The 22,038-nt window shown below is 74.8% G+C and carries 18 protein-coding genes and 1 pseudogene; 11 read left to right on the top strand and 8 right to left on the bottom strand.

Annotated features, from left to right (window positions below):
• Positions 1 to 2: 2 nt before the first annotated feature.
• Positions 3 to 1,814, bottom strand: a complete 1,812-nt coding sequence (locus H505_RS41465) for a hypothetical protein (protein WP_245592493.1) — start codon at positions 1,812 to 1,814, stop codon at positions 3 to 5.
• A 311-nt stretch (positions 1,815 to 2,125) separates the two neighbouring features.
• On the opposite strand from H505_RS41465, the gene H505_RS0112430 reads away from it, so the two are divergent.
• Positions 2,126 to 3,448: a glycosyltransferase family 2 protein gene (locus tag H505_RS0112430; RefSeq protein WP_026402253.1), complete on the top strand. Its 1,323-nt coding sequence runs from the start codon at positions 2,126 to 2,128 to the stop codon at positions 3,446 to 3,448.
• Between the two features lie 201 nt (positions 3,449 to 3,649).
• The gene (locus tag H505_RS41460; RefSeq protein WP_051300589.1) at positions 3,650 to 5,455 is read left to right on the top strand and encodes a hypothetical protein; all 1,806 of its coding nucleotides are present in this window, start codon (positions 3,650 to 3,652) and stop codon (positions 5,453 to 5,455) included.
• A gap of 36 nt (positions 5,456 to 5,491) precedes the next feature.
• Here H505_RS41460 and H505_RS0112420 read toward each other — a convergent pair whose 3' ends face one another.
• A complete protein-coding gene (locus H505_RS0112420) occupies positions 5,492 to 7,093 on the bottom strand; it encodes a glycosyltransferase family 39 protein (protein WP_026402252.1) in 1,602 nt (533 codons plus the stop codon).
• A 121-nt stretch (positions 7,094 to 7,214) separates the two neighbouring features.
• On the opposite strand from H505_RS0112420, the gene metG reads away from it, so the two are divergent.
• Positions 7,215 to 9,008 (top strand): methionine--tRNA ligase, encoded by a 1,794-nt coding sequence (gene metG / locus H505_RS0112415; protein ID WP_026402251.1) that lies wholly within the window; start codon positions 7,215 to 7,217, stop codon positions 9,006 to 9,008.
• On the top strand, positions 9,005 to 9,823 hold the full coding sequence (locus H505_RS0112410) for a TatD family hydrolase (RefSeq protein ID WP_026402250.1): 819 nt from the start codon (positions 9,005 to 9,007) through the stop codon (positions 9,821 to 9,823). Before metG ends, H505_RS0112410 begins: the two co-directional genes overlap by 4 nt.
• Positions 9,824 to 9,829: 6 nt before the next feature.
• Here the strand turns inward: H505_RS0112410 and H505_RS0112405 are convergent, their stop codons facing one another.
• The 5 genes from H505_RS0112405 to H505_RS0112380 all read right to left on the bottom strand — a co-directional run bounded on the left by H505_RS0112405 (position 9,830) and on the right by H505_RS0112380 (position 14,554).
• On the bottom strand, positions 9,830 to 10,819 hold the full coding sequence (locus H505_RS0112405) for a hypothetical protein (protein WP_026402249.1): 990 nt from the start codon (positions 10,817 to 10,819) through the stop codon (positions 9,830 to 9,832).
• A 49-nt stretch (positions 10,820 to 10,868) separates the two neighbouring features.
• Complete coding sequence (locus H505_RS0112400; RefSeq protein ID WP_026402248.1) at positions 10,869 to 11,858, bottom strand: hypothetical protein; 990 nt, start codon at positions 11,856 to 11,858, stop codon at positions 10,869 to 10,871.
• Between the two features lies 1 nt (position 11,859).
• Positions 11,860 to 12,858 carry a hypothetical protein gene (locus tag H505_RS0112395; protein WP_026402247.1) on the bottom strand — a complete coding sequence of 333 codons (999 nt, stop codon included), beginning with the start codon at positions 12,856 to 12,858 and terminating at the stop codon, positions 11,860 to 11,862.
• 12 nt (positions 12,859 to 12,870) lie between these two features.
• Positions 12,871 to 13,833: a hypothetical protein gene (locus H505_RS0112390; RefSeq protein WP_026402246.1), complete on the bottom strand. Its 963-nt coding sequence runs from the start codon at positions 13,831 to 13,833 to the stop codon at positions 12,871 to 12,873.
• A gap of 214 nt (positions 13,834 to 14,047) precedes the next feature.
• Complete coding sequence (locus H505_RS0112380) at positions 14,048 to 14,554, bottom strand: hypothetical protein (RefSeq protein WP_026402245.1); 507 nt, start codon at positions 14,552 to 14,554, stop codon at positions 14,048 to 14,050.
• Between the two features lie 91 nt (positions 14,555 to 14,645).
• Between H505_RS0112380 and rsmA the strand changes: the two are divergent.
• The 7 genes and pseudogenes from rsmA to H505_RS0112345 all read left to right on the top strand — a co-directional run.
• Positions 14,646 to 15,494, top strand: a pseudogene (rsmA, locus tag H505_RS41455) (16S rRNA (adenine(1518)-N(6)/adenine(1519)-N(6))-dimethyltransferase RsmA); the annotation flags it as partial.
• A gap of 121 nt (positions 15,495 to 15,615) precedes the next feature.
• Complete coding sequence (locus tag H505_RS0112370; RefSeq protein ID WP_026402244.1) at positions 15,616 to 16,689, top strand: glycoside hydrolase family 26 protein; 1,074 nt, start codon at positions 15,616 to 15,618, stop codon at positions 16,687 to 16,689.
• Positions 16,690 to 16,750: 61 nt separating this feature from the next.
• Entirely contained in the window at positions 16,751 to 17,671 is a 921-nt protein-coding gene (locus H505_RS0112365; protein WP_026402243.1) for a 4-(cytidine 5'-diphospho)-2-C-methyl-D-erythritol kinase, read from the top strand.
• Between the two features lie 96 nt (positions 17,672 to 17,767).
• The gene (locus tag H505_RS49800; protein WP_157432975.1) at positions 17,768 to 17,956 is read left to right on the top strand and encodes a hypothetical protein; all 189 of its coding nucleotides are present in this window, start codon (positions 17,768 to 17,770) and stop codon (positions 17,954 to 17,956) included.
• A gap of 51 nt (positions 17,957 to 18,007) precedes the next feature.
• Positions 18,008 to 18,397: a hypothetical protein gene (locus H505_RS50575; protein WP_051300588.1), complete on the top strand. Its 390-nt coding sequence runs from the start codon at positions 18,008 to 18,010 to the stop codon at positions 18,395 to 18,397.
• A gap of 51 nt (positions 18,398 to 18,448) precedes the next feature.
• Entirely contained in the window at positions 18,449 to 20,236 is a 1,788-nt protein-coding gene (locus tag H505_RS0112350) for an ABC-F family ATP-binding cassette domain-containing protein (RefSeq protein ID WP_026402242.1), read from the top strand.
• Between the two features lie 16 nt (positions 20,237 to 20,252).
• Positions 20,253 to 21,374 carry an amidase gene (locus tag H505_RS0112345; protein ID WP_026402241.1) on the top strand — a complete coding sequence of 374 codons (1,122 nt, stop codon included), beginning with the start codon at positions 20,253 to 20,255 and terminating at the stop codon, positions 21,372 to 21,374.
• Here the strand turns inward: H505_RS0112345 and H505_RS0112340 are convergent.
• On the bottom strand, positions 21,371 to 21,868 hold the full coding sequence (locus H505_RS0112340) for a MarR family winged helix-turn-helix transcriptional regulator (RefSeq protein WP_026402240.1): 498 nt from the start codon (positions 21,866 to 21,868) through the stop codon (positions 21,371 to 21,373). The two genes, H505_RS0112345 and H505_RS0112340, sit on opposite strands and share 4 nt — an antisense overlap.
• Positions 21,869 to 22,038 lie beyond the last annotated feature (170 nt).

Here is a 22,038-nt window from a genome sequence, read left to right as displayed (position 1 = left end):
CGTCAGCGGGCGGCGACCTCCGGGACCTTCTCCTCGACGCGCTCGCCGGACGCCGGGACGGGCGCGGCGGTGCCGCCGGGGCCGAGGCGGCGCAGCCGGCGGCCGCCGCCGCGGACGGCCTGGCGCACCTCCGGGGTGAACGCCATCCCGGCGGCGAGCGCGGCGAGCGGCACGGCGGGCAGGACGTACCGGTAGTCGAACTCGGCGGTCGCGGCGGGGGCGAGCAGCAGACCCGTCGCGAGCGTCCACGGCAGGAACGCGCGGCCGCCGAGGCGCCGCCACAGCGGCACCAGCCCGGCGAGGCCGATCAGCAGGATGCCGCCGACCATCGTGCCGCGCAGGTAGAAGACGTCCTGGTAGCCGCGGATCACCCCGGCGAACGGCTCCACGGTGCGGGTCTCGGCGTTGCCGTCCTCGTACTCGTTGGCCTCGGCGGCGGCGACCGAATCGCCGTCCATCCGCCAGTTCGGCAGCGGGCGGGGGTTGCCGTCGCGGTCGGACCAGAACTCGTACTGCCCGTAGGTCGCGGGATCGGGGAAGACGGTGCGCTCCCACTGGAACACGCGGAAGAAGTCGCCGAGGACGACCTTCGCGTAGTCGACCGGCTGGTTGGTGATGGCCCGCTTCGCGTAGTCGTTCGCCAGCTCGTTGTTCTCGGGGCTGAACCGCTGGCCGGGGTAGCGGTTCAGCGGCGACGCGCTGTTCCAGATGCCGTCCTGCGACTTCGGCAGCCGGTTCTCCGGCTCGGTGCACAGCGGGTACTGGCGGACGGGCAGGTCAGGGATCTCGTGGCAGTCGGCGAACTTGTAGACCCGGGCGTACAGGAAGATCCCGGTGCTCTCGGTCATCGCGAACTTGCCGGTCTCGGCCTTGTACCAGCTCATGTACGACAGGACGGGCAGCATGCAGGCGACCGCGGTGACCGCCATGATCTTCCAGCCGCTCCGCCGGATCAGCATGTACGTCAGCACGCCGATGAGGACCGGCATGCCGACCGTCCGGGTCAGCCACGAGAACCCGACGATCAGCCCGACCGCCGCCGCGATCTTCCAGCTCGGGCGGTCCCGCCACAGCAGCAGGGTCACCGCCGACATCACCAGGAACGCGAACAGCGTGTCGGACAGCAGGAGGTGCTCGAGCTGGATCTGGTACGCGTCGAGCAGGACGGGCGCCGCCGCGAGCGCCGCGCCCCAGCCGGGCAGCCGGAACCGGCGGTGCAGCAGGGCGTAGATCATCACGCCCATCGCCAGGCCCATCAGGTGCTGGACGCCCGCCACCAGCGCGAAGCTGTGGAACGGCTTCAGCAGGATCAGCAGGAACCCGTAGCCGTCGGGCCGCAGCGGATGCGGGTACGGCTCCATCGCGACGTGCAGGTAGTCGAAGCTGTCGTTGAAGAACATGACCGGGCGGAAACCGGCCATCGCCGTCAGCCGGAGCAGCGCCCCCATGACAATGATCACACTGAACGTCGGGTGCCTGCGGATCAGCGGCCACAGCCCGAAACCGGTTTTCGGACGGGCCGAATCGCCGTCGTCCGGCGTGTCGGCGCCGCTGTCCGGCGGATCCGCCGCCGCCTCCGGCGCGCCGCCGCGCGTTCCGTCCGGAGCCGGGGCGGACGTCGCGCCCGTCGGCGTGTCGCCGCCCGAGCCGGCCCCCGCGGCGCCGCGCGCGGCGCCCGGCGCGGCGCGCCGCCCGCTCGTCCGTCCGGTGCCGTTTCCGCCGGTCACGGACTCGCCCGCGCCCGCTCCGAGGCCGTGCTCGTCGCCCCGGACGGACTCGTCCCGTCCGGTGTCGCGCGGCGCTCGACCCGCCACTGGCGTACCTCCCCTTAGCCGTCGGGCACCCGGTCCGGTCGTACGGCCGTCTCCGGTGCGCGTCACAGCCGACACACCCTTTCCCTGCCGCCGTGCCCGTATGCTTGACGACCTAGCCTGCCGCCCACGACCGTGGCGGAGGGGGTTGTTCGGTTGCGAACGCGCAACACGATACGGGTGGTCTTCCTGAGACCCGCCATCATGACCCGCCCTCGGCAGGCATCATGCAGGAACGAAAAGGCCGAGCGCGGGAAATCAAGAGGGTAGTCGAACGCACCGCAGACGGTCACTGGGGTAACGAAGGAGATCACGTGGAACTCTCCGTAGTGATGCCGTGCCTGAACGAAGCCGAGACCATCGAGACCTGCGTCCGCAAGACGGTCGGCTTCCTCGAGGAGAACGGCATCGACGGCGAGGTCGTCATCGCCGACAACGGCAGCACCGACGGCAGCCAGCAGCTCGCCCGGGACGCGGGGGCGCGCGTCGTCCCCGTCGCCGACAAGGGGTACGGCAACGCGCTCATGGGCGGGATCGCCGCGGCGCGCGGCCGGTACGTCGCGATGGGCGACGCCGACGACTCCTACGACTTCACCACCCTCGGCCCGTTCCTGGACGAGCTGCGCGACGGCGCCGACCTCGTCATGGGCAACCGGTTCAAGGGCGGCATCGCCCCCGGCGCCATGCCGCCGCTGCACCGCTACCTCGGCAACCCGGTGCTGAGCTTCATCGGGCGGCTGTTCTTCCGCGCCAAGATCGGCGACTTCCACTGCGGGCTGCGCGCCTTCAACAAGGAGTCGATCATGCGGCTCGGCCTGCAGACCGGCGGCATGGAGTTCGCCAGCGAGATGGTCGTCAAGGCGACCCTGCAGGGCTACGACATCCGCGAGGTCCCGACGACCCTGTCGCCGGACGGGCGGACCCGCGCCCCGCATCTCAACACCTGGCGCGACGGTTGGCGTCATCTCCGCTTCCTCATGCTCTACAGCCCCCGCTGGCTCTTCCTCATCCCCGGTCTCGTCTTTATGACGCTCGGACTGATCGCCGGGATCGCGCTCTCCACCGGTCCGGTGACCGTCGGGGAGGTCGCGTTCGACGTCGACACCCTCGTCGGCGCGGGCGCCGCCATGGTGATCGGCTTCCAGGCCGTGGTGTTCGCGGTGCTCACGAAGGTCTACGCGATGCAGGAGGGCTTCCTGCCGGACGACCGGCGGGTGAAGCGCCTCATCAACTGGTGGAGCCTCGAACGGGGCCTGCTGGTCGCCGGGCTGCTCGCCGTCGCCGGCCTCGCCGGCCTCGTCGCGTCCCTGCTGCACTGGCGCGTCAACGACTTCGGCGAGCTGGACCCGCGCGAGTCGCTGCGCATCGTCGTCCCCGCCGCGACCGCGCTGGTCATGAGCCTCCAGGCGCTGTTCGGGACCGCGTTCATCAGCATCCTCGGCATCCGCCGCCGCCAGCACCCGCCGATGACGGACGCCGCCGCGGAGGCCGCGGGCGTCGTCGACGCCGCCGCGCACCGGGTCGAGGAGGAGCGCCGCCGGGAGGCCGAGCGCGCCGCCGAGCCCGAGCCCGCCGCGACCGGCGCCGCCGCCGCGAAGGACGGCGCCGAGGACGCGGACGCCGAGACGTCCGGCTGACCCCGGCCCCGCCCCGGCCGGACAGCGGAACCTGAACGTCCGCTCAACGCGCCCGGTGAACCGGCTGAGCGTTTTCCGGACCGGGGCCGTGCCCCCGCCCGTACTGTGACAGGCTGGGACGGCCATGGACCTTCCTCACCCGAGCAACCGTTCTCCGGCCGAAGCGCCCCCGCCCGGCACCGGCCGGGAGGCGGGACGTCCATGAAGCCGGAGGGCGCGCTGACCGTCACGCGCCGCTCGTCCGGCGCGGCCGCCCCGCCGGACGCCGAGGGGGCGCGCCGCGCGCGGCGCCGCTGGGCCCTCGCGTTCGTCCTCGGGTGGCTCGCGCAGGTCGGGCTGCGGGTGTGGCTGGCGTCCGGGCAGACGATCCCGGTCGCGACGCCCGACGAGTCCGGGTACCTGTTCGCCGCGCGCGTCCTCACCGGCGGCCCCGACGCGGACATGTCGTACGGGACCGTCTACCGTGCCGGGTACCCGCTGCTGCTGCTCCCGGCGTTCTGGGCGGACGACCCGGTCACCGTGTACCGGGGCGCGCTCGTCATCAACGCCCTGATCAGCGCCGCGATGCTGCCGCTGGCGTTCCTGCTGCTGCGCCGGCTGTCGGTCGCCGCGCGGCCCGCCTACCTGTTCGCGCACGCCGCCGCGCTGCTGCCGGGCGTGCTGTTCTACTCGCTGTTCGTCCTCACCGACGCGATCCTGCCGGTGGTCGTCGTCGGCTGGCTGCTGCTCGCGCACGCGTGGCTCGCGGCCCCGCGGGACCCGGCGCGGGACGGCGGCGGCCGCGGCCCCGCCGTCCGGCTCGCCCTGTGCGGGACGGGCGCGTCGCTGCTCGTCGGGTTCGCGTACGCCTCGCACAGCCGGGGCGCGGTCCTGCTCGTCGTCCACGGGGTCGTCCTGCTGGCGGGGGCGCTGCTGCGCCGCCGCTCGTGGCGCGCGACGATCCTCGCCGGGGCCGCCGCGGCCGCCGCGGTCCTCGCCGGGGCGCTGCTGAACCGCCTCGTCGTCCTCCCGCACCTGTACCCGGCGGGCGACAACGACCTGGGCGGCAACCTCGTCGAGCGGCTCACCACCGCGGACGGCTGGGGCTGGACGGCGTCGCTCGCGACCGGGCAGGTCTGGTACCAGGCCGTCGCGACCGGCGGCGTCGCCGCGGTCGGCCTCGCCGCCGCCGCGTACGCGGTCGTGCGCCGGGACGTCGCGGTGCCGGTGCGGGTGCTCGCCCTGGCCGTCCTCGCGACCGTCGCGGGCATCGCGCTCGCGACGTCCGCCGCGCTGCCCGTCGAGTACCGCGTCGGCAACTACGTGTACGGGCGCTACCTGGCGTGCGTGACGCCGGTGCTGTTCATGGCGGGCGTCGCCGTCCTGCTGCGCGTCCCCCGCCGGACCCTGGCGGCCGCGGCGGCCGCGGCCGCGGTGACGGCGGTCGCCGCCGCGGGCGTCGTCCAGTGGTACGCGGGCGACCTGCTCAGCGACTACACGTTCACGATCTACGACTTCCCGGAGACGTCGTTCCTCACCTGGGACTGGGACTCCTTCCACCTCTGGCGCGCCACCCTCGCGGGCCTCGGGATCCTGGCCGCCGGGACCGCCGCCGTCCTGCTGCCCCGGCACGGCCCGCCCGTCCTCGCCGCGCTGCTCGCCGCCGTCGCGCTCGCGACGACGGTCACGGCCGTCGACCGCATCGCCCGCCCGCTCGTCGCGGAGCAGACCGCCGAGACCGACCTGCGCGGCAGCGTCGACCTGCGCGGCCGGGGCACGATCGCCGTCGACTGGAACGTCCCCTGGACGACGCGGCTCTCGCAGTACTACTGGGCCTGGTGGAGCGACGGCACCCTCTTCGACTCCCGCTGGACGCCGCCGCCGCAGGACGCCGACATGATCGTCCTCAACTGGCCCGGCGGCGTCCCCGCCGCGGACTCCTGGCCCAGCGGCGCCCCGTCCGGCTGGGAGATCGTCGACAGCCGGCGCACCCCCCGGGGCAACTGGGTCGCCTGGGCGCGCGGCTGACGCGCCGGGCGGGCGGCCCGCCCGCGAGCGGCGGTGCTACCCGGCGGGCGGGTTCCAGAGCTCCAGGACGCCGTCCGACGACTTCCACATCGGGGTCCAGCCCTCGGCGGGGGACGGCGCCCAGCCGTAGCCGATCTGCGACTCCATGCCGCGCCACCGGGTGTACAGCAGGGGGCCCTCGTAGGCGGTGCGCGGCACCTGCGGCGAGTAGTGCGGCCAGTCGCGGATCTCGCCGTGCCAGGTGCGACGGCCCCACACGTCCTTCGTGTAGAAGACGAGGGTCTGCGCGAGCCGCCGGTCGGTGACGATCAGGTCGATGTCGGCGTCGTGGGCGGCGAGGTGGCCGCGCAGTTCGCTCCACGCCTTGTCGCGGGGCAGGCTCGGGACGGCCTGGACCGCCGCGACCGCGTACGCGGCGCCGAGCCCGGCCGCGGCGACGGCCGCCACGGCCCGGAGCCGCAGCCGCGCGGTCCACGCCCGCGGGACCGTCCGGTACAGCAGGATCAGGGAGCCGAAGCCGCCCGCCAGCAGCGCCGGCATGACGGCGAACCAGTACCGGACGAGCCACGCGCGGAGCTTGATGTCGTTCGGGTCCAGGACGCCCGCGCACACCGTGAGCGGGACGGCGAGGACGCCGAACCAGACGAGGACGAGCGCGAGGCGCCGGTCGCGGGTGACGGCCCAGCCGACGATCGTCAGCGCGAGCGCCGCGACGAACACCGTCCCGAGCGGGTGCCAGTCGTGCATGGCGCGCAGGAACGAGCGGGCCGCCAGCTCGCGCGTCACGTAGTCGCGGGACTTGCCGCCGTGCGTCGCGGCCGACGTCAGCCCGGCGAGCGGCGAACCCCACACGATCTGGTTGTGCACGAGGTTGAACACCAGCACGCCCAGCATGGGGAGCCCGACCGTGATGTTGCGCCGCCACGGGATCCGCAGCAGCGCCAGGTAGGCCGGGATCGCGAGGAACAGGAACGCCAGGAACTCGCGGACGAGGAACGCCGACGCCATGAGCAGCCCCGCGGCGACCAGCCACCGGGTCTGGACGCGCCCGGCCCGCCGGCTCGCGACGACCAGCGCCGCCATCCCCAGCGCGAACAGCCCGGCGCCCGGCATGTCGGGCAGCACCACGCCCGTCGACCAGGTGATCTCCTGCCCGTACGGGTTCGTCAGCGTGAAGAACGGGTGCACCAGCAGGACCGCGGCGGACGCGAGGCCCGCGACGTCCCCGAACAGGGCGCGGACGACCAGGTAGGTGCCGGTGAAGAACGCGGCGCCGCCCAGGGCCGCGACGGCGAAGTACGCCGCCTGGCCGTCCCCGAGGAGCACCATGACCAGCCGCGCGGGCAGCACGAGGCCGATCCGGGTGACCTGGTGCGGGACCTCGTCGAACGGCCACTGCGTCAGCGGGATGTCGGGCCACGAGCGGGCCGCGAGCCACACGTAGTGCGGGTCGAAGTACAGCGGCGGCGTCATCAGGACGTACTGGACGCCGACGGCGGCCGCGGAGACGAGCAGGGCGAGCCAGACGACGCGCCGGGTGCGGCGGACGCGCGCGACGAGCCGGGCGCCGGGACGGCGGGACGGCCCGGCGTCGCCCGCGGTCCGGTGGTCGGCCTCGCCTGTCGTCGTCTGGGGCATGTCGCTGTCAGCCTTCGGGTCGTACGGTTCGTGCGGCGGGAACGCCGAACCAGGCTACTGCCGCGGGCCGCCGGGGATAACCGTGCGATTCCGAGGGCGCGCGGCGACTACCCTTGATTCCATGTCCTCGTCAAGCCGACACATCCTGACCGCGCCCGCCTGGCCGTACGCCAACGGGCCCCGTCACATCGGGCACGTCTCCGGTTTCGCGCTGCCCGCCGACATGTTCAGCCGCTACCAGCGGATGGCGGGCAACAAGGTCCTGATGGTGAGCGGCACCGACGAGCACGGCACCCCGATCCAGGTGCAGGCCGACAAGGAGGGCGTGTCCCCCCGCGAGATCGCCGACCGGTACAGCACGGTGATCGCGGAGGACCTGCACGGCATCGGCATGTCGTACGACCTGTTCACCCGGACCTCGACCGCGAACCACTACGCGGTCGTCCAGGAGATTTTCAAGGGCCTGTACGACAACGGGTACATCTTCCCGAAGAAGACGATGGGCGCGATCTCCCCGTCGACCGGGCGCACCCTGCCCGACCGCTACATCGAGGGCACCTGCCCGATCTGCGGGTACGACGGCGCGCGCGGCGACCAGTGCGACAACTGCGGCAACCAGCTCGACCCGATCGACCTGGTCAACCCGGTGAGCCGGATCAACGGCGAGAAGCCCGAGTTCGTCGAGACCGAGCACTTCATGCTCGACCTGCCCGCGTTCACCGACGTCCTCGGCGACTACCTGCGCGGCAAGCAGGGGCAGTGGCGGCCGAACGTGCTGAAGTTCTCGCTCAACCTCCTGGACGACCTGCAGCCGCGCGCGATCAGCCGCGACCTCGACTGGGGCGTCCCGATCCCGCTGGACGGCTGGCGCGACAACCCGAACAAGAAGCTGTACGTGTGGTTCGACGCGGTCGTCGGCTACTTCTCCGCGTCGGTGGAGTGGGCGCGGCGGCAGGGCGACCCGGAGCTGTGGCGCGGCTGGTGGCAGGACCCGGACGCCCTGTCGTACTACTTCATGGGCAAGGACAACATCGTCTTCCACTCCGAGATCTGGCCCGCGATGCTGTTCGGCTACAGCGGGCAGGGCGGCAAGAACGGGACGCCGGGGTCGCTGGGCGCGCTGAACGTCCCGACCGAGGTGGTGTCGTCCGAGTACCTGACGATGGAGGGCCGGAAGTTCTCCTCGTCCCGCCAGGTCGTCATCTACGTGAGGGACTTCCTCGACCGCTACGACGTGGACGCCCTGCGCTACTACGTCGCGGTCGCGGGGCCCGAGAACCAGGACACCGACTTCACCTGGTCGGAGTTCCGCCGCCGCAACAACGACGAGCTCGTCGCGGCCTGGGGCAACCTGGTCAACCGCTCGGTGAACATGGCCGCGAAGAACTACGGCGCGGTCCCCGAGCCGGGCGACCTGAACGACGCCGACCGGGCGCTGATGGAGCGCAGCCGGAACGCGTTCGCCGCCGTCGGCGCCGAGCTCGGGCGGTCCCGGTTCAAGAACGCGATCACCGAGGCGCTCGACGTCGTCCGCGACGCGAACAAGTACCTGTCGGACCAGGCCCCGTGGAAGCTGAAGGACGACCCGGCGCGCGTCCAGTCGATCCTGCACACCGCGCTCCAGGTCGTGGACGACGCGAAGACGCTGCTCACGCCGTTCCTGCCGAACTCGTCGCAGAAGGTGTACGAGATGCTCGGCGGCGAGGGCGTGTGGAGCGGCATGCCGGAGCTGAGCGACGTCTCGGAGGACGGCGGCCCCGACTACCGCGTCCTGACGGGCGACTACGACGTCGAGGCCCGCTGGGAGTCGCGGCCGATCCGGCCGGGCGTCCCGCTGGCGAAGCCGGCGCCGCTGTTCAAGAAGCTGGACGAGTCGATCGTGGACGAGGAGCTCGCCCGGCTGGAGGGCGCGTGAGCACGGGCGGGCACGCGGCGCGGTCGTACCCGCCGCTGCCCGACCGGCTCCCCGTGGACGTCTTCGACAGCCACTGCCACCTCGACATCGTCGAGACGCCGGTGGACGAGCAGCTCGCCGCCGCGAAGGCGGCGGGCATCGCCCGCATCGTCACGATCGGCTGCGACCTGCCGTCGTCCCGGTTCGCGGTGGACGCCGCGGGCGAGTTCGACGACGTGTACGCGGGCGTCGCGATCCACCCGAACGAGACGACGGGGATCTCCGACGCCGTCCTGGCCGACATCGAGGCGATGGCCGCGCACCCGAAGGTGCGGGCCATCGGCGAGACCGGCCTCGACTACTACCGGGACTGGGCGCCCAAGGCCGACCAGCACCGCTCGTTCCGCGCGCACATCGACATCGCCAAGCGCACCGGCAAGGCCCTCGTGATCCACGACCGCGAGGCCCACGACGACGTCCTGGCGATCCTGCGGGAGGAGGGGGCGCCCGGCACGGTCGTCTTCCACTGCTTCTCCGGGGACGCCGCGATGGCGGAGGTCTGCGCGGAGCGCGGCTACCTGATGAGCTTCGCCGGGAACGTCACGTTCAAGAACGCCGAGCCGCTCCGCGAGGCGCTGCGCGTCGCGCCCCTCGACCTGCTCCTCGTCGAGACCGACGCGCCGTTCCTCACCCCGATCCCGCACCGGGGCAAGCCGAACGCGTCGTACCTGATCCCGCACACCGTCCGCGCGATGGCCGAGGTCAAGGGCGTCGAGGTGGACGAGCTGTGCGCGGCCATCGCCGCGAACGGGGAGCGCGCCTTCGGGCCCTGGTGACCCGCGTCAGTCGCCGAGGCGGTGCTGGAGGAAGGCGATCACGAGGGCCGCGTCCCGCAGGAGCGGCGCCGCGGACGGCTCCGTGTGCAGCACCCACGACCGTCCGCGGCACGCCGCCGTCGCCGCGCGGGCGCCGTCGGCGCCGGTGACCTCCAGCACGCCGGGCCCGCGCCCCGCCGGGACCCCGGCCGCGCCGAGCCGCACGCCGTCCGGTCCGGTCAGCGTGTAGGCGCGCGGGCTCCAGGCGGTCCGCGCGATGATCAGGCGGGCCTTCCCGGACGTGTCGAGCAGCACGTACTCGGGCTTGAGCAGGGGGTGGGCGGGGAGGGCGACGAGGAGGTGCGGCCGTCCGGAGGCGTCGTGCAGGGCCGCGAATCCCTTCCGGTCGTACACCTTCCCGAGAACCCACGCGGCATCGACGAAAAGCCTCATCTCCGCCATCTCGGTCTGGTGCGGCCGGGGATGGGCGTACCCGGCCGGGGCCTCGGCCCGGTGCAGGGACGCGTGCACGCCGCCGCCCGGGACCGTCGCCCTGCGGCGGGTGACGACGAGCTTCGTCCCGTCCGGCGCGTCCAGCAGCGCGCGGGCGGCGGCGCGGCCGGACGCGACCCGCCGCACGCTCCGCGCCGACCACAGCCCGCCCAGCACGACAAGGATCACGGCGTGGCCGAAGTACGCGTACTGGTCGGTGACGGGCCCCGCGTAGGGCCCCATCGGGCCGATGCGCAGGTCGACGCGGGTGCCGTCGGGCGTGTCGACGTCGAGCCCGTAGATGTGGCCCTCGCCCGGCTCGCCGCTCTCGGTCGTCCACGCGGCCTCGCAGCGCTCCTCCCGGCCCTCCCCCTTGGAACCGGTGGCGTAGGTGTCGCACACCGTGACGGTCCCTTCCGCCCTCTCCCCGGCGGTGTACGTCCACACCATCACCGACGGCCAGAAGACCGCGAGAGCGACCGCCGCCGCCAGCACCACCGAGATCACGAGCCGCCGCCACAGCATGACCAGGAATCGTAGGGGCGGCGGCGGACGCGGGCGGGACCGGTTCCGGTCAGGTGAAGTCGTGGGTGCGGAACTGGGCGAGGACGAGGACGAGCGCGGCGTCGCGCAGCGCCTCGGGCGCCGTGGCGTCGGCCCGCAGGACCCAGTCGCGGCCGCGGAGGCCCGCGGCGGCGACGCGGGTCCCGGCGGCGTCGCGGACGGCGAGCGTGCCGATGCCGGTGGCGGTCCGGGCGGAGCCGAGGTCGGCGCCGGACGGGTCCAGCAGCCGGTAGGCGAGCGGGTGCGGGGACTCGCGGCGGACGAGCAGCCGCGGCGCGCCCGACGGGTCGAGCAGGACGATCTCGGGCTCGAACTCGGCGTCGGTGCGGTGCTCGCAGTACAGGAGCGTCCGTCCGGCGGGGTCGTCGAGGGAGGCGAACTCGGCGGCGGGGCGGCCCGGCGCGGTCCCCGGCGCCGGCGGGTGCGGGCGTCGGGGCCGTCCGGGCAGGTCGAGGCGGCGGTGGCCGGGGACGGGCGCGGGCACGGGCCGCAGGGTCGCGTACGGGGACCCGTCGGGGCGGCGGACCGCGTCGCGGGAGACGACGAGGGCGCCGGGCCCGGCGAGCAGTTCGGCGGCGAGCCGCCGGCCCCGCCGGTGGACGGCCCGCCGCATCCGCACGATCAGCGGCACGGCGAGGACGGCCGGCGCGGTGACGAACGCGATCGGCGCCAGGGCGGTCGGCAGCGTCCGCGACGACCAGCCGTTCGCGTAGGGGCCGGCGGGGCCGATCCGCACCGGGACCGTCCGCCCGGCCGGGGTGCGGGGGCCGAGCCCGTAGATCTCGCCCCGGCCGGTCCGCCCGCCCTCGGTGCGCCAGGTGCCGCGGCACGTCGTGGCCGAGTTGCGCCCCTTGAAGCTCGTGCACTCCGCGACGGTCGCGGTGCCCCGCTCGCCGAAGTGCAGCGTGTACGCCAGGACGGCGGGCCAGATCAGCGGGACGACCACGAGCGCGGCGAGCACGGCGGTCGCGGTGAGCCGGACGCGGCGTGCGCGGCCCATCTCAGTAGGCGGCGCGGAGCCGGATGTGGGCGAGGACGAGCGCGGCGTCGCGCAGCGGCTCGGGCGCGTCGTCCTCGATCCGCACCACCCACCTCATGAGCCCGCGCCCGGCGGCCTCGGCGACCGTCCGCCCGTCGGCGTCGCGGACCTCCAGGCTGTTGACGCGGGCCTCCTCGGCGGGCCGGGCGGTGCCGAGCTCGGTGCCGGCGGGGTCCAGGATCCGGAACCGGACGCCGTCCGTGCGGCGGACGAGCAGCCGCGGGGCGCCGGACGGGTCGAGCACCACGGTCTCGGGCTCGAACCGCTTCTCCGAGCGGTGCTCCAGGACCATGAGGGGCCGCTCGCCGGCGTCCACCAGGGAGACGAAGAAGGTGCGGCCGTCCTTCGGCAGGTCGAGGTTGCCGCGCCGGGCGGCCCGGCCGGGCAGGTCGAGGCGCCGGTGGCCGGGCGGCGCCTCCGGCAGGGACCGGACGAACGTGTGCGGCGAGCCGTCGGCGCGGCGCGTCCCGCCGTCGGAGACGACGAGCGCTCCGGGCGCGGCGAGCAGTTCGTCGGCGAGCTTGCGGGCGGGGCGGAAGGCGCCCCGGTAGATCAGGGCGAAGAGGGAGCCGAGGACCACGAGCGGCACCCCGGACAGGACGGGCGTCGTCCAGGCCCGGTCCCAGCCGTGCGCGTAGGGGCCGAGGGGGCCGATCCGCACCGGGAGGGTCCGGCCGCCTTCGACGCGGGCGTCGAGGTTGTAGATCTCTCCCTCGCCGGTCCGCCCCCCGCCGGTGCGCCAGGTGCCGCGGCACACGTCCGGGCCGCGCCGCACGGCCTCGCACTCGGCGACGGTCGCGGTCCCCTTCTCGCCGGCGGCGAACGTGTACGCGAGGATCGCCGGATAGACCACCCAGGCGCAGAACGCGGCCACGGCGACCCCGGCGAGGACGGGGCGGCCCCGCGACGTCCGGCGCGGTGCGGGCGCGGACGGTCCGGCGGGAGCGGGCGAGGAAGGCATCGGGGGTTCCTCTCAGTAGGCGGCGCGGTGCTGGACGAGCGCGAGGACGAGCGCGGCGTCGCGCAGCGGCTCGGGCGCGTCCGCCTCGGTCCGCAGGAGCCAGATGCCGCGCCGCCCGACGGCCGCCGCGACCCGCTTCCCGCCGGCGTCCCGCACCTCCAGCGCGAGGACGCGGGCGCGGCCGGGCGGCCGGGCGGACCCCAGTTCGGCGCCGGCGGGGTCCAGCAGCCGGAACTCCCGGTCGCCGACCCGGCGGACGAGCACCGTGGGGGCGCCCGACGGGTCGATCAGGACGGTCTCGGGGTTCAGCTTCCGGTCCGAGCGGTGCTCCAGGAACAGCAGCGGGCGCTCGTCCGCGCCGAGCACGGACTGGAAGACGGTGCGTCCGGGCCCGGCGAGTTCGTCGCGGCGCTCGGTCCGCCCCGGCAGGTCGAGCCGCCGGTACCCGGCGGGCGGGCCGTCCAGGCGCCGGACGAGGACGTGCGGGGAACCGTCGGAGCGGCGCACCTCGCTCTCGGCGACGATCAGCGCGGTGGCGTCGCCGCCGATCGACTCGGCGAGCTTCTCGCGGTGGAACACCTTCCTCCAGCGGAGCACCGCGATGTAGGCGATCAGGGCGACCAGGATGTAGCCCAGCGAGACGGCCGACCCGATCCACGCCCGCTCCCACCCGTTCGCGTAGGGGCCCAGCGGTCCGATCCGGACCGGGACGGTCGCGCCGGACCCTTCGCGGGTGCCGAGGTTGTAGATCCCGCCCTCGCCGGTCTCGCCGCCCTCGGTGCGCCAGGTGCCGCGGCAGCTCCGGAACCCCTGCCTGCCGCCGACCGTCGTGCCCCCGTCGCACGACTCCACGGTCGCGGTCGCCTTCGTTCCGGCGGCGAACGTGTAGGCGAGGACGGCGGTGTGGGCGGCCCACAGAGCGACGGCCACGACGGGGACGGCGACGAGCACGAGGCGGAGGCGGCGCATGGTCATCCGACGCGCCCCGTCGGGGGAGCGTTCCCACCGAACGTGGCCGGGTGCGGCCGGACGACGAGCCCGGGGCGCGCTAGTAGCGGCGCCGGGTCCGGGCGAGGGCGAGGACGAGCGCGGCGTTGCGGAGCTCCATGGGCGCGTCCTGCTCGATCCGCAGCACGCACTCGCCGGCCGGTCGCCGGCGGTCGGCGAGGAGGAGGAGACGAGGCGGCTTTCATTCCGCGCGCCCCTCCGCCGGCCCTGGGCGTTCGTCCGGGGAGGCCGGGGGAGCGGTGGGCTCCTCGGCCGGAGAGGCGAGCGGATCCGGCGCGGCGTACGGATCGCTGTAGTGCTTCCCGCCGGGACCGAACCGGCGGTAGATCAACTCGGGAATGCCCACCAGCAGCACCAGGGACGCGCCGGTGAGGGTGGTGCCCGGCCACGCGCGGTCCCACCCGTGCGCGTAGGGCCCCAAGGGGCCGATCCGCACCGTGCGGGTCTCGCCCGCCGCCTTGCGCGCGTCGAGGTTGTAGATCTCTCCCTGGCCGGTGTCACCGTCCTCGGTGCGCCAGGTGCCGCGGCACTCGTCCTTCTCCCCTGACCTGTATTCCTTGACGTCGCATTCGGCGACGGTCGCGGTCGCCTTCTCCCCGGTGGCGAACGTGTACGCGAGGATCGCGGGGTAGACGGCCCAGGCGCAGAAGACCGCCATGGTGACGCGGGCGGAGAGCAGCAGGCGCATGGTGGTCCGACGCGCTTCGGCGGGGCACCGTTTCCACCCGCCGTGGCCGCAGGCGGCCGGGGGAGGGTGCGGCTGCTGAGACAATCGACGGATGGGGGAGACGCGGGGACTGCTCGGGCCGGCGGACGTCCGGGAGCTGGCGGGACGGCTCGGCGTGCGGCCGACGAAGACGCTCGGCCAGAACTTCGTGATCGACGCCAACACCGTGCGGCGCATCGTGCGCGCCGCCGACCTCGGCCCGGACGACGTCGTGATCGAGGTCGGGCCCGGTCTCGGATCGCTGACGCTGGCGCTGCTGCCGGAGGCCCGGCGGGTCGTCGCGGTGGAGATCGACCCCGTGCTCGCGGGCGAGCTGCCCGCGACGGCGGCGGCGCGCGAGCCCGGCCTGGCCGGCCGGCTGGAGGTCGTGCGGGCCGACGCGATGAAGATCACACACGTGCCCGGGCCGGCCCCCACCGCGCTGGTCGCGAACCTTCCGTACAACGTGGCGGTCCCGGTCGTGCTGCACCTGCTGGCCGTCCTGCCGTCCCTGGAGAAGGCCCTGGTCATGGTGCAGGCCGAGGTCGCCGACCGGATGGTCGCGGCGCCCGGGAGCAAGATCTACGGGGTGCCGTCGGTGAAGCTCGCCTGGTACGGGAGCGCCCGCCGGGCCGGGCCCGTCGGGCGCGCGGTGTTCTGGCCCGTCCCGAACGTCGATTCCGGCCTGGTCGCGTTCACCCGGCGGGAGCCGCCGCCGACCACCGCGTCCCGCGACGAGGTGTTCGCCGTGGTGGACGCCGCGTTCGCGCAGCGGCGCAAGACGCTGCGCGCGGCGCTCGCGGGCTGGGCGGGGTCCGCGGCGGCGGCCGAGGAGGCGCTGCGGGCGGCGGGCGTCGACCCGCGGGCCCGGGGCGAAGCCCTCGACGTGGCCTCCTTCGCCCGGATTGCCGAGTATGGTCCTTCAGGGCGGGGCGGAGCCCCCCATGATCCCCCGGCGGCGGCCCCCGGGGACGCAACCCCGGATGAGTCGGAGGACGATGGTGAACGCGCGTTCGCGGACGGCGCGAGCGAGGATCCCGGTCGTGGCGACGGCCCTGATCGCGGTGGCGGGACTCGCCGGGACGGTCGCCGCGGGATGCTCTGACGGCGCGGGCGCGGCCCCCGACATCACGACGACGGCGCAGGCCGGCGTCGCCCCCGTCCCCCCGGACGAGGGCGCCTACTTCGGCGCCTGGCTGCCCGGCGCCGCCGCCGGCGGCGAGGGCGACGGCGGCGAGGGCGACAGCCCGAGCGCGCGGCCGTCCGGCACCGGGAGCGGCACGGACGGCCCCGACGGGCCGGACGGGCCGGACCTCGCGGACGTCACCGCGTTCGAGGGCGACCTCGGCCGCCGGCTCGACATCGTGCAGACCTACCACGGCTGGAAGGCCGACTTCCCCGGCGACCTCGCCGCCGAGGTCACCCGATCCGACCGCAGCCTGCTGCTGACCTGGAACGGCGGCGACACCCGCGAGATCATCCAGGGCCGCTTCGACGACATGGTCCGCGAGCGGGCCCGCGCGATCAAGAAGCTCGGCAAGCCCGTCTTCCTGCGCTGGTCCCGCGACATGGACGAGCTCGCCGAGGAGGAGCGCGTCCACTCCCCGGCCGACTTCATCGCCGCCTGGAAGCACATGCGGAAGGTGTTCGCCGAGGAGAAGGTGCAGAACGTCGCCTGGGTCTGGTGCCCCACCGCCCGCGGCTTCGGGACGCGCGACGCCGGCGCCTACTACCCCGGCGACGCGCACGTCGACTGGATCTGCGCCGACGTCCGGCCCAGCGGCGACTTCGACTTCCAGGCCCTGTCGGAATCCCTCAAGCCGTTCCTGGAGTGGGCCCGCGACCGCTCCAAGCCCATCATGATCGCCGAGTTCGGGGTGCCGCGCTCCTACGGCGAGCGCCGCGCCGAATGGCTCCGCGCCGCCGCCGAGACCCTCCAGGACCCGCAGGTCAAGGCCGTCGTCTACTTCAACTCCGACGAACGCGCCGACGGCCCCCGCGACGAGCGCAACCGGTACGCGGTGACGGGCGACGAGCACGCGGTGTCGGCGCTCCGCGAACTCGCCACCGCCCCCTACTTCAACCCCCGCGACCTCCCCGTCACCAGCGGCGGCTGACCCGCCCGGGGGAGTGCGCGGCCGCCCCGCGCGTCCAATAGGGTTCGGTGACGTGAAACCGGTGAGCGTGCGCGTCCCCGCCAAGGTCAACCTGCAGCTCGGCGTCGGGCCGCTGCGCGACGACGGGTACCACGACCTCGTCAACGTCTTCCACGCCGTGTCGCTGTTCGACGAGGTCACCGCCGAACCCGCGGACGGGCTGCGGATCACCGTCGAGGCCGCGCCCGGCTCCCGCGTCGCCATCGGCGGCGTCCCCACCGGCGACGGCAACCTCGCGGCCCGCGCGGCCCGGCTCGTCGCCGAACGCCTCGGCACCGCGCCCGCCGTCGCGCTGCGCATCCGCAAGGCGATCCCCGTCGCGGGCGGGATGGCGGGCGGCAGCGCCGACGCCGCCGCCGCGCTGCTCGCCTGCGCCCGCCTCTGGGACGACCCCGCCGCGCCCGCCCTCGCCCCCGCCGACCTGCTCGACCTGGGCGCCCGGCTCGGCAGCGACGTTCCGTTCGCGCTGTTCGGCGGCACCGCCGTCGGCACCGGACGCGGCGAGCGGCTCACCGCCGCGACCGTCCGCGGCACCTTCCACTGGGTGTTCGCGACCGCCGACGGCGGCCTGTCCACCCCCGCCGTCTACGCCGAGTGCGACCGGATCCGCGCCGCGGGCGGCGGCGCCGTCCCGCCGCCCCGGGAGTCCGCCGCGCTCATGGCCGCGCTCGCCGCCGGGGACGCGAAGGCGCTCGGCGCCGCGCTCACCAACGACCTGGAGCCCGCCGCGCTCGCGCTGCGCCCGTCCCTGCGCGCCGCCCTGGACGCCGGCCGCGACCTCGGCGCCATCGGCGCGCTCGTCTCCGGATCCGGCCCGACCTGCGCGTTCCTCGCCGAGGACGCCGCCGGCGCCGCCGCACTGGCCGACGCGCTCGGCCGCGCCGGGGTCGTCGCGCAGACGCTCACCGCGCACGGACCTGTCCCCGGAGCCACGATCATCTAGCGCCGCGGCCATAGCTGCGCACCGCACACAAGCGAACTTCGCCTCCGCGACGGACGTCATGTCCCGTGACACCGATCCCGCGGACGAGGTGAAGCGATGACGTACCTATCCGGGTTGCTGGGTCTCGTCGCCGTCGCGATGATGGTGACGCTCGTCGTGCTGGCCGTGCGCCGGGACCGCGCCCTCCGGCGGAACGCCCCCGAGACGGTGGCCGCCCGCGGGGAGGCCGGGCCGCGCCGGCGCCGGGACGGCGGCACGGCGGGTCCCCCCGCCCGCGTGCCCTAGCGCCCGCGCCCCGACCCCCCACCCCCCACCCTTGGACTTCTCTTGGTCTCCATGCTTCTCCTGCTGATCGTCGCCGTGCTGGCCGTCGTGATCCTCGGCGTCGTCGTCCTCGTGGTCGTCCTGGCGTCGCGCAAGTCGCGGCCCGCCCCGGGCCCCGGCGCGTACGGCCCGCCCGGTTACGGCCCCGCCCCGGGGTACGGCCCGGGCCACGCCCCCGGACCCGGCTACGCCCCCGGTCCCGGCTACGCCCCCGGCCCCCACGGCCAGGGGCACCACCACCAGCGGCACGACGGCGGATGGGACGGCGGCGCCGGCTTCGACGACTGGACGGGCGGCCACTCCGGCGGCGGACACGGCGGGGACTCCGGCGGCGGGTCCGGGGGCGACTCCGGCGGCGGATCCGGCGGCGACTCCGGCGGAGGCGGCGGAGGCGGCGACTGACCGCCGCTCGGCGCGCGACCGGTTCGCCGGGGGCAATAGGCTGGAAGCGTCGTGAATCTGATCAATCTTGAGAACGTCGCCAAGTCCTACGGGCCCAAGCCGCTGCTCGACGCCGTCTCCCTCGGCCTCGACGAGGGGGACCGGGTCGGCGTCGTCGGCCGCAACGGCGGCGGCAAGAGCACCCTGGTTTCCGTCCTGGCGAAGGAGACCGAACCCGACGCCGGACGCGTCACGCACGCGCGCGGGCTGCGGCTCGGGCACCTCGTGCAGCGCGACGAGTTCGCCGCGGGCGCGACCGTCCGGTCCGTCGTGCTCGGCGACCGCGCCGAGCACGAGTGGGCCGGCGACACGCGCGTCCGCGACGTCCTCGCCGGGCTGCTGCCCGGCCTCGGCCTGGACGCCCCCATCGCCGGCATGTCGGGCGGCGAGCGGCGCCGGATCGCCCTCGCCCGCCTCCTCGTCCCCGAGTCGGACCTGATCCTGCTGGACGAGCCCACCAACCACCTCGACATCGAGGCGATCGACTGGCTCGCCCGGCACCTGCGGGCCCGCAAGGGCGCCCTCCTCGTCGTCACCCACGACCGCTGGTTCCTCGACGCCGTCACCGACCGCACCTGGGAGGTCGTCGACGGCCGCGTCGAACGCTACGAGGGCGGCTACTCCGCGTACGTCCTCGCCAAGGCCGAACGCGCCCGCATCGCCGCCGCGACCGAGGCCAAGCGGCAGAACCTGCTGCGCAAGGAACTCGCGTGGCTGCGGCGCGGCCCGCAGGCCCGCACGTCCAAGCCCAAGTTCCGGGTCGACGCCGCGCAGGCCCTCATCGCCGACGAGCCCCCGGCCCGCGACTCGGTCGAGCTGACCCGGTTCGCGACCGCCCGGCTCGGCAAGACCGTCATCGACGCCGAGGACGTCACCGTCCGCCTCGGCGACCGCTCCCTCTTCGAGCGCCTCACCTGGCGGCTCGGCCCCGGCGAGCGCGTCGGCCTCGTCGGCGTCAACGGCAGCGGCAAGAGCACCCTGCTCCGCCTCCTCGACGGCACGGTGGCCCCGTCCGCCGGGGCGATGGTGCGCGGCAAGACCGTCCAGCTCGCGCACCTGTCGCAGAACCTGGAGGAACTCGACCCGTCCCGCCGCGTGCTGGAGTCGGTCGAGGAGATCCGCCGCCGCATCACCGTCGGCAAGCGCGACTGGACCGCGAGCCAGCTCCTCGAACGGCTCGGCTTCCCCGGCGACCGGCAGTGGACGCCCGTCGGCGACCTGTCCGGCGGCGAGCGCCGCCGCCTGCAACTGCTGCGGCTGCTCATGGGCGAGCCGAACGTCCTGCTCCTCGACGAGCCCACCAACGACCTCGACATCGAGACCCTCACCGAGGTCGAGGACCTCCTCGACGGCTGGCCCGGCACCCTCGTCGTCGTCAGCCACGACCGGTACTTCCTCGAACGCGTCACCGACCGCGTCGCCGCCCTCCTCGGCGACGGCCGCGTGTCGATGCTGCCCGGCGGCGTCGACGAGTACCTCGAGCGCCGCGCGTCCGCCCGCGCCGCCTCCACCGGGACGCCCGGCCCGTCCGGGACGTCCGGGACGCCCGGCGCGGCGGCCCCCGAGCAGCCGTCCAAGCCCAAGGGGCAGCAGGACTGGAAGGCGCGCAAGGAGCTGGACCGGCTCGAACGCCGCCTGGAGAAGCTCGCCGCGCAGGAAGCCGAGCTGCACGAGAAGCTCGCCGCGCACGCCACCGACTACGCCAAGCTCCAGGAGCTCGACGGCCGCCTCAAGGAGGTCCGGGCGCAGGCCGCCGAGATCGAGGAGGAATGGCTCATGCTGGCCGAGGACATCGACTGACCGGCATCATGCCCCGATGACGACCTGGATGATCCGGACGGACGCCCCCGGCGACGGCCCCCGGCTGGCCGTGAAGGACGCCATCGACGTCGCGGGGCTGCCCACCACCGCGGGCAGCGCCGCCGTCGCGGCCCTCGCCCGGCCCGCCGAGCGCGACGCCGCCGCCGTCGCGTCCGCCCGCGCGGCCGGCGCCCGCATCGTCGGCAAGACGAACCTCACCGAGTTCTGCCTCGGCTCCGACGGCCTCAACCCCTGGTCCGGCACGCCCGTCAACCCCCTCGACCCGTCCCGCATCCCCGGCGGGTCCTCCAGCGGCTCCGCCGTCGCCGTCGCCGCCGGCGAGGCCGACGTCGCGTTCGGCACCGACACCGGCGGCTCCGTCCGCGTCCCCGCCGCCTGCTGCGGCATCGCGGCCCTCAAGACCACCCACCGCCGCGTCCCCCTCGACGGCGTCCACCCCCTCGCCCCGTCCCTCGACACCGTCGGGCCCCTGGGCCGCGACGTCGCCGCCGTCGTCCTCGGGATGCGGCTCCTCGAACCCGGCTTCGCGCCCGTCCCGTACGAGCCGGACCGCCCGATCGCCCGGCTCCGGCCGCCGGGCGTCCGCCCCGAGATCGACGCGGCCGTCGACGACGCCGTCCGCCGCGTCGCGGCCCTCGCCGACGTGCGGAGCGAGGAGTTCGACGAGGCCGGCATGGCCAACGGGGCGATCGTCGGGCACGAGGCGTGGGAGGCCGACGGCCGCTACCTCGACCGGCCCGACCTCGTCAGCGAACGCATGCGGCACCGCCTGCCGCTGCTCAGGAGCATCGCCCGCAAGTACTACCCGTGGGCCCGGGAGGTCCAGCGGGCGCTGCGCGCCGAACTCGACGCGATCCTCGAACGCCACGCCGCGATCGCGCTGCCGGTCCTGCCGACCGTCGCGCCCGAACCCGACGACGACCTCCAGGGCGACCTGCCCCTCACCCGGCTCACCGGCCCGGTGAACGTCGCGGGGCTCCCCGCGTTCGCGCTGCCGGTCCCGCTGCCGGGCTCGCACCTGCCGGCGTCCGTCCAGCTCATCGGGCCCGCGGGCGGCGAGGAGCGGCTCTGCGGCCTGGCCGCCGCGATCGAGGCCGCCCTCCGCCGGGACGGCTAGTCGCGCGCGGTGTCGAAGGGGACCAGCAGCGTGCGCAGCAGCCCCGCCAGGGCGTCGTGCTGCGCCGGACTGAGCCCCGCGAGGATCGCCTCCTCGCGGGCCAGCAGGTCGGCGAACGCCGCGTCCACCCGGGTCAGTCCCGCCTCGGTGAGCCGCACCTGGACGCCGCGCTTGTCCTGCGGGTCCGGGTGCCGCTCCACCAGCCCCGCCGCCGCCAGCCGGTCGATCCGGTTCGTCATCGTGCCCGACGTGACGAGCGTCGCGCGCAGCAGCCGTCCGGGGCTCAGCTGGTACGGGGCGCCCGCCCGCCGCAGCGCCGTGAGCACGTCGAACTCCCACGACTCGAGGTCGTGGGCCACGAACACGGCCCGCCGCGCCCGGTCGAGGTGACGGGCCAGCCGCGACACGCGGCTGAGGACCTGCAGGGGGCGCACGTCCAGGTCCGGGCGCTCGGTCCGCCACGCCTCGACCAGGCGGTCGACCTCATCCTCCATGCGGCAAGCCTACCTGTCTTGATATCGAGATACCTCAGAGAGGGCGTGAGGGGACCCTAACCCCCGCGATCTCCCGCCCACAGATCACCCCCACGGCCCCGGACCCGGCCGCGCCGCCTCGACCGCCGGGTGGCCGGATGCCGTGATTCTTGACATCAAGATAAGAGGGC

It is taken from the genome of Actinomadura rifamycini DSM 43936 (genome assembly GCF_000425065.1).
Lineage (GTDB): Bacteria > Actinomycetota > Actinomycetes > Streptosporangiales > Streptosporangiaceae > Spirillospora > Spirillospora rifamycini.
This window is presented reverse-complemented; position numbering and strand designations above follow the sequence as displayed.

Excerpts from the sequence above, each read along its gene's own strand:
- H505_RS41460 (WP_051300589.1), top strand. The coding sequence starts at position 3,650 with ATGAAGCCGGAGGGCGCGCTGACCGTCACGCGCCGCTCGTCCGGCGCG.
- H505_RS0112420 (WP_026402252.1), bottom strand. The coding sequence starts at position 7,093 with ATGCCCCAGACGACGACAGGCGAGGCCGACCACCGGACCGCGGGCGAC.
- metG (WP_026402251.1), top strand. The coding sequence starts at position 7,215 with ATGTCCTCGTCAAGCCGACACATCCTGACCGCGCCCGCCTGGCCGTAC.
- H505_RS0112405 (WP_026402249.1), bottom strand. The coding sequence starts at position 10,819 with ATGCTGTGGCGGCGGCTCGTGATCTCGGTGGTGCTGGCGGCGGCGGTC.
- H505_RS0112400 (WP_026402248.1), bottom strand. The coding sequence starts at position 11,858 with ATGGGCCGCGCACGCCGCGTCCGGCTCACCGCGACCGCCGTGCTCGCC.
- H505_RS0112395 (WP_026402247.1), bottom strand. The coding sequence starts at position 12,858 with ATGCCTTCCTCGCCCGCTCCCGCCGGACCGTCCGCGCCCGCACCGCGC.
- H505_RS0112390 (WP_026402246.1), bottom strand. The coding sequence starts at position 13,833 with ATGACCATGCGCCGCCTCCGCCTCGTGCTCGTCGCCGTCCCCGTCGTG.
- H505_RS0112380 (WP_026402245.1), bottom strand. The coding sequence starts at position 14,554 with ATGCGCCTGCTGCTCTCCGCCCGCGTCACCATGGCGGTCTTCTGCGCC.
- H505_RS49800 (WP_157432975.1), top strand. The coding sequence starts at position 17,768 with ATGACGTACCTATCCGGGTTGCTGGGTCTCGTCGCCGTCGCGATGATG.
- H505_RS50575 (WP_051300588.1), top strand. The coding sequence starts at position 18,008 with ATGCTTCTCCTGCTGATCGTCGCCGTGCTGGCCGTCGTGATCCTCGGC.
- H505_RS0112345 (WP_026402241.1), top strand. The coding sequence starts at position 20,253 with ATGACGACCTGGATGATCCGGACGGACGCCCCCGGCGACGGCCCCCGG.
- H505_RS0112340 (WP_026402240.1), bottom strand. The coding sequence starts at position 21,868 with ATGGAGGATGAGGTCGACCGCCTGGTCGAGGCGTGGCGGACCGAGCGC.